This window comes from Aeromonas sp. R1-2, assembly GCF_040908505.1.
GTDB classification, from domain to species: domain Bacteria; phylum Pseudomonadota; class Gammaproteobacteria; order Enterobacterales; family Aeromonadaceae; genus Aeromonas; species Aeromonas veronii.
Genome location: NZ_JBFODU010000054.1, coordinates 1 through 15660, shown reverse-complemented (window position 1 = coordinate 15660; position 15660 = coordinate 1). Strand labels below are relative to the sequence as shown.

General features: G+C 57.1%; 11 protein-coding genes. 6 read left to right on the top strand and 5 right to left on the bottom strand.

Annotated features, from left to right (window positions below; genetic code table 11):
• Window positions 1-174: 174 nt before the first annotated feature.
• A complete protein-coding gene (locus tag AB5Y76_RS18780; RefSeq protein WP_263719258.1) occupies window positions 175-1773 on the bottom strand; it encodes a hypothetical protein in 1599 nt (532 codons plus the stop codon).
• 512 nt (window positions 1774-2285) lie between these two features.
• Between AB5Y76_RS18780 and AB5Y76_RS18775 the strand changes: the two genes are divergently transcribed.
• Window positions 2286-3050, top strand: coding sequence for a CphA family subclass B2 metallo-beta-lactamase (locus tag AB5Y76_RS18775; protein WP_263719257.1), 765 nt, complete (start codon window positions 2286-2288; stop codon window positions 3048-3050).
• Window positions 3051-3265: 215 nt separating this feature from the next.
• Window positions 3266-4537, top strand: coding sequence for a hypothetical protein (locus AB5Y76_RS18770; RefSeq protein ID WP_263719256.1), 1272 nt, complete (start codon window positions 3266-3268; stop codon window positions 4535-4537).
• A gap of 84 nt (window positions 4538-4621) precedes the next feature.
• On the opposite strand, the gene AB5Y76_RS18765 is transcribed toward AB5Y76_RS18770, so the two are convergent.
• The 3 genes from AB5Y76_RS18765 to AB5Y76_RS18755 form a co-directional block, all read right to left on the bottom strand.
• A complete protein-coding gene (locus AB5Y76_RS18765; RefSeq protein WP_263719255.1) occupies window positions 4622-5869 on the bottom strand; it encodes a DEAD/DEAH box helicase in 1248 nt (415 codons plus the stop codon).
• Between the two features lie 97 nt (window positions 5870-5966).
• Complete coding sequence (locus tag AB5Y76_RS18760) at window positions 5967-7436, bottom strand: GGDEF domain-containing protein (protein ID WP_318528178.1); 1470 nt, start codon at window positions 7434-7436, stop codon at window positions 5967-5969.
• A 156-nt stretch (window positions 7437-7592) separates the two neighbouring features.
• A complete protein-coding gene (locus AB5Y76_RS18755; protein WP_263719254.1) occupies window positions 7593-8057 on the bottom strand; it encodes a hypothetical protein in 465 nt (154 codons plus the stop codon).
• Between the two features lie 198 nt (window positions 8058-8255).
• Between AB5Y76_RS18755 and AB5Y76_RS18750 the strand changes: the two genes are divergently transcribed.
• Both AB5Y76_RS18750 and AB5Y76_RS18745 read left to right on the top strand, forming a co-directional pair.
• Window positions 8256-9164, top strand: coding sequence for an S-adenosyl-l-methionine hydroxide adenosyltransferase family protein (locus AB5Y76_RS18750; protein WP_167565346.1), 909 nt, complete (start codon window positions 8256-8258; stop codon window positions 9162-9164).
• A gap of 262 nt (window positions 9165-9426) precedes the next feature.
• Window positions 9427-12393, top strand: a complete 2967-nt coding sequence (locus AB5Y76_RS18745; protein WP_263719253.1) for a cytochrome c peroxidase — start codon at window positions 9427-9429, stop codon at window positions 12391-12393.
• Window positions 12394-12464: 71 nt separating this feature from the next.
• Here the strand turns inward: AB5Y76_RS18745 and AB5Y76_RS18740 are convergent, their stop codons facing one another.
• The gene (locus AB5Y76_RS18740; protein ID WP_005343397.1) at window positions 12465-13025 is read right to left on the bottom strand and encodes a carbonate dehydratase; all 561 of its coding nucleotides are present in this window, start codon (window positions 13023-13025) and stop codon (window positions 12465-12467) included.
• Window positions 13026-13228: 203 nt separating this feature from the next.
• On the opposite strand from AB5Y76_RS18740, the gene AB5Y76_RS18735 reads away from it, so the two are divergent.
• Both AB5Y76_RS18735 and AB5Y76_RS18730 read left to right on the top strand, forming a co-directional pair.
• Entirely contained in the window at window positions 13229-13870 is a 642-nt protein-coding gene (locus tag AB5Y76_RS18735; protein WP_263719252.1) for a ribonuclease, read from the top strand.
• A gap of 131 nt (window positions 13871-14001) precedes the next feature.
• Window positions 14002-15048 carry a nitronate monooxygenase family protein gene (locus AB5Y76_RS18730; protein ID WP_263719251.1) on the top strand — a complete coding sequence of 349 codons (1047 nt, stop codon included), beginning with the start codon at window positions 14002-14004 and terminating at the stop codon, window positions 15046-15048.
• Window positions 15049-15660: the final 612 nt, after the last annotated feature.

Here is a 15660-nt window from a genome sequence, read left to right as displayed (position 1 = left end):
AGCGAGTAATCGCGCTGTGTCCGTTTCACACCTTGTCCCATCGGGTTCTCCATTTATTGGGGGGAAAGGTGTAAACCATATTCAGGACGGGACAAGTCCCAAAATAAAGCCCCACTGTGTGGGGCTTTATTTATATTTAAGATGCAATGTAACTTACATAAAAATACATATTTTTTATAACTCTAGAGGTATTGGTTCAGAACAAATTATTCTTGCCTCTCTTCCAGAACCAATTCCTGTTAATGTATATTCTTTAAGGTTTTTAAAGTCTGAATAATCTAACTGGCCAGAATAGCCGTACATTCCCACTTCATACTCAATATGAGGGATGGTATTGCCCCCATCATCTTTCATCTCAATAATCCAGAAGATAGGTTGTGAATTTGGCTTCGGTCTTATGACACATTTTATGCCACGAATCCTAGAATAAGCTTGCTCGGCATAGTCTTTCATGAAAAAATTTCCATTCTCATCAAGATCATGAATGAGCCATGTTAATATATGCCCAAGAAATTCCTCAGCGTGGCTTTCCGCTGAGATTAAACATCGTGACCAGAAACAGCCGATACCCAAATTACGAGAAACTCGGCCAAGATGAACAATTGACTCAAATACTGCAGCTACAGTTTGAGTCGAACCTAACTTTGCTGCATTACAACCTAAATAAGATAGGCTCTCCATGCACCTAAAAGCAAAGTGAGGATTATCCCCTGTTAATGCAGAGACGCCCAAATCTTTAATGTCATGGGCGTATATGAATATATTATGGTAGTCGCTGTTATATCTAACATCAGAAAGATCACTTTGACTAAAATTAAACAGATTTTGTTCTATAACGTTTTGTACAGCGTTGAGAATGTTTAATGGCTCGCTGATAGCCTTTGACTCAAGCATTTTTTGCCCAATCCAAATGGCCTCTGATGTGAAAGCCCTTGTCAAATTGGAACACGGAGTGTTGTAAATTTCTTTTTTAGAAAGTAAATCACATAACTCACCAGACAAGGACTGTAAAAAAATACCATTATGATCTGTCGTTATTATTTGACTTACAATTGAGCGAAACCGCTTTCTTGTAACAAATTGAACTCCTTGACTGATCTTATATTCATCATTGTCATTTTTATATTCATATGACCTAATCAGAATTCTAAATATAGCACTAAGAGACGACTTGAAAGTGGGGTAGTCATTATTCTCAATTGAGAGTTTCATGACTATAGTCATAGAGTCCCATATATCATCATTCTCTAAACCAAGCATGGTTGGTTGAAATTTATAACCATGAGGTGGAAGTCTGAATTTATCTTTGTTTATCTCTGTTTTTTCATCATGCGATGATGCTTCATTTCTAATTTGACGTGACAGATTGACTATATATCCATCAATGGATTTTATGCTTGAAACGTTTGATATGAACGTTTTGGGATCTAGGTATCGGCTTGTCAGCATCGCATTGTCAAATGCAGAGAACGATAAGATAGGCAGTGCAGCTAGAGCAACATAGGAGAATATATTGGGGTCAAATAAATAAGAAACCAATGGTATGAATGGCAGTGTCAACACTGCGGATATATTTAACCATTGCCTCCTATTAATATGAGAATACAAAGGTTTATATTTTGATAGTTGATAACCGAAAAATGTGAAATTAATTGAGAAGGCTGAAATTGTGAAATTTACACCTAATAACCATGATGAAATTTTTTCTAGATCACTTCCATACGATCCGACTATGAGAGCAGCAACAACTATAAACAACCATATGTATTTCAATTTATTGCCTTTTTAATTTTATTGAGTCTTTGCTTCATATAACTTAACAAGAGTAGATGTAAATTTAAAAGCTATTTTTACTAACTTGCCGTTAGGGTTTTATGGTTGAGTGTTGACCATTAGCTTGCATATACCTCCCCCTCATCCCCAGCCCTTCTCCCGCAAGGGGAGAAGGGGGCAAATATGCTCCTCTGATTTGGTCTGGCAACCGGGCTTGGCATTGGCTCGGGCCATCCCCTCTCCCTCGGGAGAGGGCTAGGGTGAGGGGCTGCTATCTGTGTTGTCGTTTCGTTTTGAGCCTTTACCTCTCTCCACTTCCCGCACCGTCGATCGCCATATTGGTCGTGGATCGCCGCCGATTTCCCCTGATTTTTCTGCATTCCCCCTGACTTCACCTTCTCTTCACACAACCTCATTTTCCCCTCACAAATCCCCCGTATCTTCTGCTCACTGCTTAAAAGGCCCGGCTTGCCACAGGGGTGGCGAGGGGGCGGTTGGTTCGAGGGAGCAAGATGATGAAAGGTTGGATAAAGTGCACATTGGCTGGGGCCGTGGTGCTGATGGCGAGTTTCTGGGGTGGCAGCGTGCGGGCGGCGGGGATCTCCCTTAAGCAGGTGAGCGGCCCTGTTTACGTGGTTGAAGATAACTACTACGTAAAGGAAAACTCCATGGTCTATTTCGGGGCCAAGGGGGTGACTGTGGTGGGGGCGACCTGGACGCCGGATACCGCCCGCGAGCTGCACAAGCTGATCAAACGGGTCAGCAGCAAGCCGGTGCTGGAGGTGATCAACACCAACTACCACACCGACCGGGCGGGCGGTAATGCCTACTGGAAGTCCATCGGGGCCAAGGTGGTGGCGACGCGCCAGACCCGGGATCTGATGAAGAGCGACTGGGCCGAGATTGTCGCCTTTACCCGCAAGGGGCTGCCGGAGTATCCAGATCTGCCGCTGGTGTTGCCGAACGTGGTGCACGATGGTGACTTCACGCTGCAAGAGGGCAAGGTGCGCGCCTTCTACGCGGGCCCGGCCCACACGCCGGACGGCATCTTTGTCTACTTCCCCGACGAGCAGGTGCTCTATGGCAACTGCATCCTCAAGGAGAAGCTGGGCAACCTGAGCTTTGCCAATGTGAAGGCCTATCCGCAGACCATCGAGCGGCTCAAGGCGATGAAGTTGCCGATCAAGACTGTGATTGGCGGTCACGACTCACCGCTGCACGGGCCCGAGCTGATTGATCACTATGAAGAGCTGATCAAGACGGCGCCGCAGTCATAACGGCTGCGCGACAGACTGGCAGTAAGCCGTGCCATCGCTGCAATCAGCAGCCATAACGGCACACCACAAAACGCCCGCTTTCAGGAAATAAGCGGGCTTTTTGCGTTTGCGGTTTTTTTGGTGGCTGTGAGTGCGTAGCATTAACGCTGTTCAAGGGGGGTGGGCTTTCATAAGATGGCCCTCTCTCTTTTCCCTGAAAGTTATCCATTTTCGTTATGCAATACGCCTCTCTCGCGCGCCTCAAGCAGGCCTTTATCACCGGGATGTGGGCCTCGCTGGTCAGCATCGTTATCGGCTTCGCCTTCAAGGTGTGGCTGGCGCAGTGGGTCGCCAAGGGGGAGCTGGCGCTGTTCAACAGCGTGGTGGATCTGATCTCCCTCTCCTTTATTCTGATGACAGGTTTTCGCTCCTCCATGGTGGTGAGCTACTCCCAGACCAAAAACGATCGGGACATCATCAATATCTTTCGCTACTTCCTGATTGGCATCGTGCTGCTCACCTGGGGAGCGGTGATCCCCTATATCAAGCACGGGCTCCATATCCGGGTGGAGTATCTGCAACTGGTGGGGGTCATCTTCGGGCTGGGGCTCAAGGTCTACTTCACCAATCTGGTGGCCATGTACCGGATGTATGCGCTCTCCAACCGGGTCACCTGGCTGGAGCCGCTGGCCAATGGCCTGCTGTTTATGGCCTGTTACTTTGGGCTCGGGATGGATGCGCTCGCTTCGCTCTTCTACGGGCTGACCTTCTCGTCGCTGGCCATCGCCGGTTATATGTATGTTTCGCGTCGTCGGGCCATCGCCACCAGGCCGCTCGCCAAGGTGGCGCTCGGCCCCGAGATGGTGAGCTATGTGAAGAAGAGCTTTACCGCCTCGCTGGAGGCTGGGGCCAGTATCCTGATGATCTACATCACTGTGCTGCTCACCATCCGCCACTTCAGCATCGACGAGCTGGGGGATTTTCAGGTGGTGGTGCGCCCCATCTTTACCTATATGACCACCTTGTTTGTCTTCCCCATCTACCGCTTTGTGCTGCCTGAGCTGGCGGTCAATCTGCGCAATGGCGATCACCGCCAGATAAGGCTTATTCGCCGCTGGATCTTCCGCCTCTCCGCCATCGTCAGTCTGGCGTTCTTTGGTTTGATGCTGCTGGCGGGCAAGCCGCTGGTGCTGTTGTTCTTCCCCGCCGACTACGTGGGGGCGGTGCCGGTGCTGTTCCACTTCTCCATCTTCTTTATCTTTATGATGCTCAACGGCTATCAGCTCGCCTATATCAAGGCTCACGGCCACTTTACCCAGAGCCTGCTGATCCGGCTGGCGGGCATAGTGGCACTGGTTGCCGCCTACTATCTGGTGGCTAAATTCACTGCCAATGTGGTGGCGATTATCGTGGCGCTGGGGCTCGGCTATATGGTGATGTTTATTCTCTCGACCCTGGCGGAGCGGCAAATTTTGCGATCCCTGCCACTGGTGCTGGCGACCCGCTAGGGGGCTACTCGCCAAGAGCAGGCTCCTGTCAGATAACAAAAAACGCCCGTGCGGGCGTTTTTTTATTGGCGGCGCAGGGCAGGCTTAACGCTTGCCCTTGCCACCCTTGTTGCCAGCGAGGGCCTGCTTTCTGGCGCGCTGCTTCTGGGCCGCCTTGCTGTTGCGGCGCGGCTCGGGCTCGAAGCGGGTGAGATCCGGCTCAAAGCCGGGGAACCACTGCTGGGGCAAGCGAGTGTCGAGCACAGCTTCCACCTTCTCAAGCAGGGGCGCATCTTCCGGGCTGAACAGGGTAATGGCGAGCCCCTTGTTGCCGGCGCGGCCGGTGCGACCGATACGGTGGACGTAATCCTCGGCCACAAACGGGAACTCGAGGTTAATCACATAGTTGAGATCCGTGATATCGAGGCCGCGGGCCGCCACATCGGTGGCGACCAGCGCCTGCAGGGTGCCGGCGCGAAACTCCAGCAGCACTTTTTCTCGCGCGCTCTGCGATAGATCGCCGTGGAAGGCGAGGGCATTGATGCCCGCTTTGCCAAGCTGCTGGGCCAGCTTGTCAGCCCCTTGGCGGGTGCGGCTGAAGATGAGTGCCGGTGCCCACCTTTTCACTTTCAGCATGTGTTCGACCAGCGCCAGCTTGCGATCGCTGTCCACCGTGTAGACCCGTTGTTCCACCTCGGCCGCCGTGGTGTTGCGCGGTGCCACTTCAATCAGCTCGGGGTCGCGTAGCAGCACCTTGCAGAGGGCAAACAGGTTGTCGTCGCAGGTGGCGGAGAAGAGCAGGGTTTGGCGGTCCGCCGGGATCTGTTTGAGCAGCGCCTTGATCTCGTCCATAAAGCCCATGTCGAGCATGCGGTCCGCCTCGTCAAACACCAGATGGCGCAGGCTATCCAGGCTCAATGCCCCCTGACGCAGATGGTCGAGCAGGCGGCCCGGGGTGGCGATCAGGATATCCACCCCGGCTTGAAGCGCCTCGACCTGAGCCGCGATACTCACCCCGCCGTAGACCAGCGTGCTGGTGAGACCGGTGCCCTGGCCGTAGCGCGCCACGCTCTCGGCGACCTGCACCGCCAGCTCGCGGGTCGGCACCAGCACCAGCGCGCGGAGCGGGCGGGGCTCTGCTTGTGGCTGTTGTAGCAACTGCTCCAGCAGCGGTAGCACAAAGGCTGCGGTCTTGCCGGTGCCGGTCTGGGCCCCCGCCATCAGATCCCGCCCTGCCAGAATGACCGGGATGGCGCGAGCCTGAATGGGGGTCGGTGCGGCATAGCCCAGTTCGGTCAGGGTCTGCTGCAAGCGGGAGGAGAGGGCCAGTTCGGCAAAGGAGGCTGTGGACATAGGGGCACCAGTCAGGGTTATCGCGGCCTGCGGCCACGATGCAATGAGTGATCGTGGCCGCGATGGTAACAGAAGCTGGGGGAGCGGCAGAAGGCGGCTATGCCTCTGCGTCGTCCGGCAACGGGCGGATCAGCCGGATCTTTTTGCCCTCGTAGCAGGCGATGTTGTGTTTGCCGTGCTGTTTGACGTGGTAGAGCAGCTCGTCGGCCAGATGCACCGCCTCGGTGACGGTGAGGTAGTCGCGAATGCGGATCACCCCGGCGGAGAAGGTGATGGGGGTGGGCAGCTCGGGGATCCCCAATGGCCGATCCAGCAGGCGACCAGCGGAGTGGATCATCATCTCGTCATCCTCCATCCCCTTGAACAGCACGATAAACTCCTCGCCGCCCCAACGGATGGCGCTGTCCACCTTGCGGATATTGCTTCTGAGATGGCGGGCAAAGGCGACCAGGGCCAGATCCCCGACGCTATGGCCATAGGTGTCGTTGATCGACTTGAAGTTGTCGATATCGAGGATCATCAGGTAGTCGTGCTCATGGAGCAGACTCTGGCAGAGCACATCTCTGCGTGGCAGCCGGGTCAGGTGGTCGGTGTGCGCCAGGGTGCGCAGCCGCAGGTAGATCTGCTTCCAGGCCACCATGCCCAGCAACAGCACGATGAGATAGACCTTGAAGGCCGCACTTTGCAGGGCCAGCTTGACGAAATCGAACCAGCTGTAGGACCACTTCAGATAGAGATCATCCCCCGCCTTGGTGCGCATAAAGGGTTTGCTCAGGCAGAGATGCCTCGGGCGGCAGGGCTCGGCGGCTTCAAACGATATGTTGGTGCGGGTCGGGTTGATGGTGTCGAAGGGGTGCAGCACATCGTTAAATGCTTCATCGACGGCGATATCGATACCGAGCAGTCCGTATTTGTAACCGCCGCGCCCTGACTGATGAATGAAGGGGAAGTACATCACTATGGTGTTGCGCATGCTGAAGCTGTCGATCTCGATATCGGAGACAAAGGCCTCATCGGCGCTGCACAAAGGGCGGCCGGGTGCAAAGCTGGCGCAACCGAAGTAGTGATACCAGGCGGGCAGTGTCATCAGATCCACCTTGATCGGCGCCAGTCTGGTGGGCAGCACATTGTTGTCGGCCACCATGCCGATCAGCCGGTAGTCATTCCAGATGGTGTAGATATTGATCACCTCCGGATAGGAGAGGGCATAGCGGAAGGTGTTGAGGATATTGGCTGCCGGGTATTGCAGCGGAATATCGGCAAAGCGGTATTTGCTTTTGAGGTCATACCCGTAGAGATAGTCGCTGCCGATGCTATTCGGGGGCGGTGGCTGATCGAGCAGATGGTGTTGTGCCAGATAGCTGGTGATGTTCTCCACCTTGAGGATCTTGGCTCGCTGGTAGAAGACCTCGAACACGTTCTTCTGTCTGGCGGTGATGAGATCCATGTCGTGCTGGATAGTGAGATAGGTGTAGTAGAAGACAATGCCCAGCCCGGTCAGGGCGAGCAGGGCTAATCCGGCCACTTTGACGATGAACTGGCGAGCACACGCCGATGGCCAGCGCAAGGCTGGGAGGTTACCTGAAAATAAGGTCATAGGTGTCTGGTTAGAGTACCGATAGGGGCGCGGGCGCCATACGGGCAAAGTATACGCGAAGGAAATCCCGACAGGATCCACCGACAAACCTTGCCAGAAGCTGAAGCCCTTACCACTTATTTATCCCTACTCCACGATCAGCACGCTCTCGCTGGCCAGATGGTGCAGCCACTCCCTGACGATCAGCAGCACGGCGGCAAAGTGCTCGTCACGGGGTAGCTGGTTGGCGGCGAGAGGATCCCCTTCCGCCATCGCGGCCAACTGGCCAAAGGCTTGCTCCACCAGATCCCGGTCGAGCTGGTTGTCCCCCAGCGCTTCGGCCAGCGACGGCTGGCTGCGCAGGGTCAGCTGCAAGCAGGGCGGGATCTGCGGGGCTATGCGCATCAGCTCATCTTCCACCACCATGATGGCCCGCTCCAGTTCGAGCGGGGTGGGTGGCGCATTGCGAAACGGTCCGGGCTGGATGGCGTGGGTGCCAAAGGCCAGCAGGTAGTGTGACGGGGCCGCATCTGGCTGGCTCAGCCAGAGCTGGCTGCTCTGTTCACCAATCTCCAGCAGCAGGGTCATCATCTCCGGTACGGGTTGTGTCATGGTGCTGAGCTCCTGTATTGTAAACGTTTTCCAATTCTGCCTTTGATACCCCCGCTGTCGCCGTTTGGCGAGCACAATTTCTGCGAGTCGTCCCTCACTTTGTTGCAAACCCCTTGCAAAAAAATCCATTGGTGGCAGTCTGGATGTCTAAATGGCCGTCGCCGTTTCGTTATCCTCAGATGATTCAGGAGTTCAGATATGGATATTCGCACCGCTCCCCGCGCCATCGCGCTCGCTCTCATGCTGGCAAGCGGCATCGCCGCCGCCAACGAAGCGCTGGTGATCCAGACCGATTTCGGCCTCAAAGATGGCGCCGTGTCGGCCATGAAGGGGGTTGCCTTCGGGGTGGATCGCACCCTGCCGCTCTATGACCTGACCCACGAGATCCCGGCTTACAACATCTGGGAAGCTTCCTACCGCCTCTACCAGACCCTGCAGTATTGGCCCAAGGGCACTGTGTTCGTCAGCGTGGTGGATCCCGGTGTCGGCACCGAGCGCAAATCAGTGGTGCTCAAGACCAGGAGCGGCCACTACATCGTGACCCCGGACAACGGCACCCTGACTCTGGTGGCCGAGCACTTCGGCATCGAGGCGGTGCGCCAGATCGATGAGAAGCTCAACCGCCTCAAGGGCTCCGAGAAGTCCTACACCTTCCATGGCCGTGATGTGTACGCCTATACCGGTGCACGGCTCGCCTCCGGCGCCATCAGCTACGAGCAGGTCGGCCCGCTGCTGCCAGCCGAAGTGGTGAAGATCCCCTATCAGCCTGCGGTCGCCGAGAAAGATGGCACCCTCAAGGGCACCATCCCGATCCTCGATGTGCAGTACGGCAACGTCTGGACCAATATCGATGATGCCCTGCTGACCAAGGTGGGGATCAACAAAGGGGATACAGCCTGCATCAAGATCCGCGAAGGGGATGTGGTCAAATATGACGGCAAGGCCCCTTACGTCAGCAGCTTCGGCGATGTGCCGGAAGGTCAGCCGCTGGTCTACCTCAACAGTCTGCTGCAGGTATCGGTGGCGTTGAACATGGACAGCTTCGCCGCCAAGCATCAGGTGCAATCCGGCGCCAACTGGCATATCAGCCTGAAGAAGTGCTCCTGAAGATTTTCGGGATTTCGACAAGCGGGTTTAAGCAAGTGAGGGCAGCCAAAGAGGCTGCCCTCACTCATCGGGTGGTAAGGCGTTGCTGATAAGGAGTTGTTGTCAAAAAGCATATTAATTGAATGCAATTGATAATGATTGGTATTTGGCTGGATAATCGCGCACTTGTCTGACCACTCAACCATACCGAATGAAAACCAGCCTTTGACTGCTCAGCCTGCTGGCTCTGACCGCATGCAATGACAATCACAGCAATACGTCTGTGGCCCCCTCACCCGAGGTGACCCCACCGGTCGTCAAGCCGACCGAACCGCCCATCACGCCGCCAACAGTGCCGCCGGAAACTCATACCCGGGTTCCTCTGACCATTGAGGTCAATGTGGCTGATCGACTGGGGGCGGGAGCACAGCTTGAGGTGAGACAGGTCGCCACCGGGATCCGCGTGCAACAGGCCATCGAACCGGGCCAGCTTGCCCGCATCACCTTGCCTGAAGGTCTGCAACTGGATCAGCCGCTGGAGCTGCTTGGCAGCGACGAGGGCTATCTGCTGCGAGCGGTATCGGTGCGGGTGGTGGATCTCTCGGCCGGGATCACTCTGGCGCGCCGCAACAGCGTGCCGCGGCTGGGATTGAACGAGGAGGAGACGGCGCTCTTCCTGCTGGCGGATCAGAGCGGAGATGGCTCCCTCAGTCAGGCCGAGTGGGGCAGGGCAGCGGAGATCCGCGTGCAGCAACAGGCGGCTCTTCAGGATTATGCTGCCTTCCTGCTGGCCCAGCGCCAGCCGGGCGCCGTGCTCGACTATGCCGACAGCTGGCAGATGCTGTTGGCCCTGCGTGATGACAAGCAGGCGCGGAGCTGGTATCAGCGCAGCAACAGTGCCCAGATCCAGTCCGCCCGTACCCAGCTCTATCCCGCCAATCCCAGCCAGCCGGACGAGCCGGAGACGGCAGATCTGCTGCGCCTCGATGAGCAGGGGCTGCTGGTGATGCGTGGCCCCTGGCAGTGCCTGCACGATGTGCGCACGGTCAGCGGGGTCAAGGGTAGCCAGTACTGGCTGTATGGCAGTGACACCAGTGCGTTGGCGGTTGCCAGCCAGCCACAACTGGCTGCGGGGCTGACCGCTTGCGGCCGCAGCGACTGGCGCCTGCCGACCCTCACCGAGTTCGAGAGATTGCTGAGTAGTGACAAGTCGGCATGGCGCTATCCCAATACCTTTGCTGTTGGCCTGCCCGCCCAGATCTGGCTGCAGGATGGTGCGGGTCAACCCCGTCTCTATCAACTGGCGACCCGAACCTGGCTGGATGAGGGAGAAGGCAGTCTGCTCTGGTATGCGCTGGCCCCCTATCCGGTGCGCCCCTCCGTGGTGCGCGATAGCAGCAAGCCGGACATGGCGGCCCTGCGCGCCCAGTACAGCGGTGCGTCAGCCCAATGGCCTGCAGCCCGGGTGGATGAAGGGGTGGAATGGCAGGAGCTGGGGCCGTTGCCGGCGGTTCCCTTCCCGGCCGACAACCCCTATAGCCGGGCCAAGGTGGTGCTGGGTCAGCAGTTATTTTTCGACAAGCAGCTCTCCAAAGGGCGGGATATCAGCTGTGCCAGTTGCCACGATCCGCAAAAGGGGTGGAGCGACGGCCTGAGCGTCTCGGTCGGTCATCTGGGCCAGAAGGGCAATCGCAACGCTCCTTCCATCCTCAACAGTGCCTTCAGCTCGACCCAGTTCTGGGACGGGCGGGTCGCCACGCTGGAGGAGCAGTCGCTTCACCCGATCCAGAACCCCATCGAAATGGCGCTGAGTCATGACGAGCTGCTGGCCCGTTTGCAGGCCAGCCCCGACTATCAGGCCGCTTTTGCCACTGCCTTTGGCGATCAGGGGATCACGCTGGAGCGGATCGCCAAGGCGATCGCTACCTTCGAGCGCACCATCATCAGCCGAGACAGCGATTTTGAGCGCTTCGTCAAAGGGAATAGTCAGGCACTCAGTGACAAGGCGCTGTGGGGGATGCATCTTTACCGCACCGATGGCCGCTGCATGAACTGCCATTCCGGCCCGCTGCTGAGTCAGCACGGGTTCGAGAGTGTGGGGCTCACCTATTACGGTCGTGGCAAGCTGGAAGATCGCGGGCGCTTCCTGCAGACCCGCAACAAGGCAGATATCGGTCGCTTCAAGACCCCCAGCTTGCGGGACGTCGCCTTTACCGGCCCCTATATGCACAACGGCCTCTTCCCGATCCTGGCCCAGCGTATCGGCGGCTCGGTGCAGGGGGTGGTGGCCATGTACAACTTTGGCGTGACCAAGTGGAGCAGCGGGGTCGGCTTCCCGACCGGTGCGGATCAATATGATCCCTTCTTCCCCAAAGCCTCCGATCACCTGCATGCCCTTGGCCTCAGCAATGACGAGCTCGATGCCATCGGCGAGTTTTTGCGCAGCGCCTCGGCCGAGCCGCGCCGCACCCCGGCCACTGTTGCTGAGCTGGGGGTGAGTGAGGCGGATGACCCGGCTCCGGTGGGAGCGGTGATCACCGGCTTGGCGGTGCTGCCTGCCCAGCCTCAGTTGGAAGTGGGGCGCTCACTCAAGCTGCAACTGCAGTGGCAACTGAGCGATGGATCTCTCGGTCCGCTCGATGGGCCTATTGATTGGCGCAGCGAACAGCCGGAGTTCGCCACCGTGAGTCCGCAGGGCGAGGTGCGCGGTGTGGCGGTCGGTACGGCACGACTGGTGGCGACCACGGCTCGTCACACGTTGACCGTGACGGTGCAGGTGGTGGATGCCCAACCCGATTTTGCCCGGGGCTGTCGTCAACCCGAGCTGGTGGCGGGCAAGCTTGCCTTTGTCTGCCAGCTGACCAGGGACGAGGCGGATCGTCTGTCCATCTCCTATGACGGTGTGAGCAGTGACAGCGATGGTGACTACAATCCCTTCCCGCTGGAGTATGTGACCATGGGTCAAGCGCGGGCGCGGGATTACTGCCAGCAGCTGGTGGCGAGCGGCCACGATGACTGGCGTCTGCCGACCCGGGCCGAGCTGGAGGTGCTGTTTGCCGCTTACAACAAGGATGGCGCGACGGATCAGTTGCTTCAGCAGCAGGGGTGGCCGCTCTACAACCGCTACTGGAGCAGCGATGCAACAGCCAATGACGATGGTGAGCTGCCGTTGCTCGATCTGAGTACTGGTGATCCGCTGTGGGATCTGGTGGATGAAGCTCATGCCGCCACGTGCGTCAGGGCCATCTAGCCTTCATATAGAGTCAGATGAAAAACGGGCGCCTCGGCGCCCGTTTTGTTCTCTGGTAATAAAGAAAGGGATCAGAACTCGTTGGAGAGCGCCTTGTACCCTTTGACCAGATCGATATTGGTGTGGGCCACGTCTTCGGAGAACTCGGCGGCATCTACCGAGACCCGTGGGATATGGGTCAGATCGCTCTGCTGGTTGATGCGGGTGGTGGAGGGGACGTAGAACTCCGGCGGCAGATCGCAGCCATCGATCACCGAGTTGTGACGTACCACGGCACCGTCACCGATATGGCAGTTGAACAGCACGCTGTTGAAGCCGATAAAGACGCGGTTTCCCACTTCGCATGGCCCGTGGACGATGGAGCGGTGGGCGATGGAGGTGTACTCGCCGATGGTGACGGCGGCACCGGATTTGGAGTGGATCACCACGCCATCTTGGATGTTGGAGTTGGCGCCGATGACGATGGGTTCCATCTCGCCGTTGGCATCCACTTCGTCGGCGCGGATCACCGCATAGGGGCCGACAAAGACATTCTCTTTGATGATCACCTTGCCGCAGATGATGGCGGTCTTGTCGATATAGGCGGATTCGTCGATGACAGGCAGATGGCCGGAGGGATTCTTGCGGATCATGTTACATCCTGTGGTTGCCAAGAGGGATTATCTGGTGGTGGACGAGGAGCCTACCGGTCGGTCAGCTTACCCCTGCTCGCCTTCTGGTGAAACCCCTGACTGGTCTGACCCTTGTCGCGCAGCGTCTCAGCATGGCTGTTTCCCGCCGCCAGAATATGGGAGCATGGCTGTCATCCCGAGTCGCGTAAGGTGGACATATAAAGATGAAGAAGATGATTGCCCTGTTGGCGGGTAGTTTGTTGCTCTCCTCGGCCGTGCTGGCTAAAGGGGAGGCGGGGGCGTTTGACTATTACGCCATGGCGCTCTCCTGGTCGCCCGAGCATTGCGCCGTCAAACCGGCGGATCGGGACCAGTGTTCCCGCAAGCTGGGCTTTGTGCTGCACGGTCTCTGGCCTCAGTACGATCGCGGTTATCCCAGCAGTTGCACCCGCGAACGGCTCGATCACGATATGGAGAGCGAGTTTGCCGACCTCTACCCCAGCCGTTTCCTCTATCGCCATGAGTGGGAGAAGCACGGCACCTGCTCCGGCCTGAGCCAGCAGGCCTTCCATCAGCTGGCGAGCGATTTGCGCCAGAAGGTGAAGATCCCGGCGGCTTATCAATCCCCGGAAGAGCCTCTGCGCAAAACCAGTTTCCAGCTCAAGGCCGATCTGGCGAGCGCCAACCAGTGGCTGGCTCCCGACAACATCACGGTGGCTTGCGCCGATGGTGGCCGCTTCCTGCGGGAGATCTACATCTGCGTCAATAAAGAGGGGACGGATGCGGTCACCTGCTCCGCCGAGATGCAAAAGCGTGAGCGTCGCTCCTGTGGTCAGCCGGATTTCCTGCTGCGCAGCGTGCGTTAAGCCTCCACTCTCTTCATCGGGCCCCTTGCGGGCCTGATGTGTAACCACGGTTATCAGAAAGGAGTCTGACAGATGGATGGCAACAACCGGTTTGGCCCGCAAGAGCGGGCAATGCTGCTCGGGGTGAACGGATGAGCCTGTTTGCCGAGCTGGGGATGCGTTATCCCATTATTCAGGCACCGATGGCCGGTGTGCAGGGCAGCTATCTGGCGCTGGCCGTGACCCGTGCGGGCGGCTTGGGCTCCTTGCCTGCCGCCATGCTCACATCAGCGGAACTGCGCAGCGAACTGGGGCGTCTTGCCCAAAGCGGCCTTGGGCCATTTAACATCAACTTCTTCTGCCATCGGCAACGGGAACCGGATCCCGTTGAACTGGCCCGCTGGCAGCAGCGCCTGGTTCCCTACTACGCCGAGTTCGGCATACTTCCCCCAACCGTTACGACGGCGCCAAGTCGTGCCCCTTTCAATGGGGAACATGCCGCCATGGTGGCTGAGTTCAGACCGGCGGTGGTCAGCTTTCACTTCGGTTTGCCCGCTCCCGAGCTGCTTGCCCGGGTGAAAGCAGCGGGGGCCAAGGTCTTGGCCAGCGCCACCACGGTGGCGGAGGCTGTATGGCTCGCTCAACACGGCGCCGATGCCATCATCGCTCAGGGATTGGAGGCGGGCGGTCATCGCGGTCATTTCCTCTCCGATGATCTCGCCTTGCAGCAGAGCACCCTGACCCTGCTGGCACAAATTCTCGCGGTGACCGATCTGCCGGTGATTGCCGCTGGCGGTATCGTCGATGGCAAGGGGATCGCCAACGCGTTGGCAATGGGGGCGAGTGCCGTGCAGATGGGCACCGCCTTTCTCTGCTGCCATGAAGCGACCACCTCGGCGTTGCATCGCGCCGCCATCCATTCACCAGAGGGCCAGCAGACGGCACTGACCAATCTGTTCAGTGGCCGTCCGGCGCGGGGGATCGTCAACCGTCTTATGAAAGAGCTGGGCCCGCTTTCGGATCTTGCCCCTCAATTCCCCTATGCCAGTGGCGCACTGGCACCGCTGCGCGTCGCCGCCGAGAAGGCGGGGGACAGTGGCTTCTCTCCGCTCTGGGCTGGGCAGGATGTATCGGGTTGCAGGGATCTTCCTGCCAGCGAGCTGATAGCGTGCTGGGTCAAAGAGGCTAGATTGGGATAAGCGCTTCTATATATGCCTCATACGCCTTCTTATATAGAAGATGTCGAGGGCGCTGCGCGTTAGACGCGACAGTGCGGCAATGGTGGATGAGTGCCAGGCCAGTACCCTTGTAAGGCATTTATCCGGTGTAAAACGTTCTCACTTCACCCTTGGTTGTGGATAAGTCTGTATAAAGGCTGTGTGTTGATATGAATAACCAAGAAATTGCACTTTTTTGCAATTTTATTGCGGTAAAGCCTTGCCAATGTGAGCTGGATCTCTATAATGCGCCACATCGACAGGGCAAGCGGCAACGCAGAAAGCCAAGTCGATAACCTCGAAAGGCCTTTGAAAATAAGGCTTGACTCGAGAAGGCGGTTGAGTAGAATTCCACTCCCGCAGCAACACACTGTTGCGTCGCTCTTTAACAATTTGAATCAAGCAATCTGTGTGGGCACTCACAGCATCGAACATCAAAAACAATTTTTGATTTTCAATGTCTGGTGAAGTGACCAAGACGATTTCTTAGCAATAAGAGGTCGAACAGTTTATTTCAGCAATTCATTGAGCCGCTTTTCGAAGCAACCAAACTTAAATTGAAGAGTTTGATCATGGCTCAGATTGAACGCTGGC

What these genes read in the sequence shown, in the direction of transcription:
- AB5Y76_RS18775 (WP_263719257.1), top strand. Translation starts at nt 2,286, where the DNA reads ATGATGAAAGGTTGGATAAAGTGCACATTGGCTGGGGCCGTGGTGCTG.
- AB5Y76_RS18770 (WP_263719256.1), top strand. Translation starts at nt 3,266, where the DNA reads ATGCAATACGCCTCTCTCGCGCGCCTCAAGCAGGCCTTTATCACCGGG.
- AB5Y76_RS18765 (WP_263719255.1), bottom strand. Translation starts at nt 5,869, where the DNA reads ATGTCCACAGCCTCCTTTGCCGAACTGGCCCTCTCCTCCCGCTTGCAG.
- AB5Y76_RS18755 (WP_263719254.1), bottom strand. Translation starts at nt 8,057, where the DNA reads ATGACACAACCCGTACCGGAGATGATGACCCTGCTGCTGGAGATTGGT.
- AB5Y76_RS18750 (WP_167565346.1), top strand. Translation starts at nt 8,256, where the DNA reads ATGGATATTCGCACCGCTCCCCGCGCCATCGCGCTCGCTCTCATGCTG.
- AB5Y76_RS18740 (WP_005343397.1), bottom strand. Translation starts at nt 13,025, where the DNA reads ATGATCCGCAAGAATCCCTCCGGCCATCTGCCTGTCATCGACGAATCC.
- AB5Y76_RS18735 (WP_263719252.1), top strand. Translation starts at nt 13,229, where the DNA reads ATGAAGAAGATGATTGCCCTGTTGGCGGGTAGTTTGTTGCTCTCCTCG.
- AB5Y76_RS18730 (WP_263719251.1), top strand. Translation starts at nt 14,002, where the DNA reads ATGAGCCTGTTTGCCGAGCTGGGGATGCGTTATCCCATTATTCAGGCA.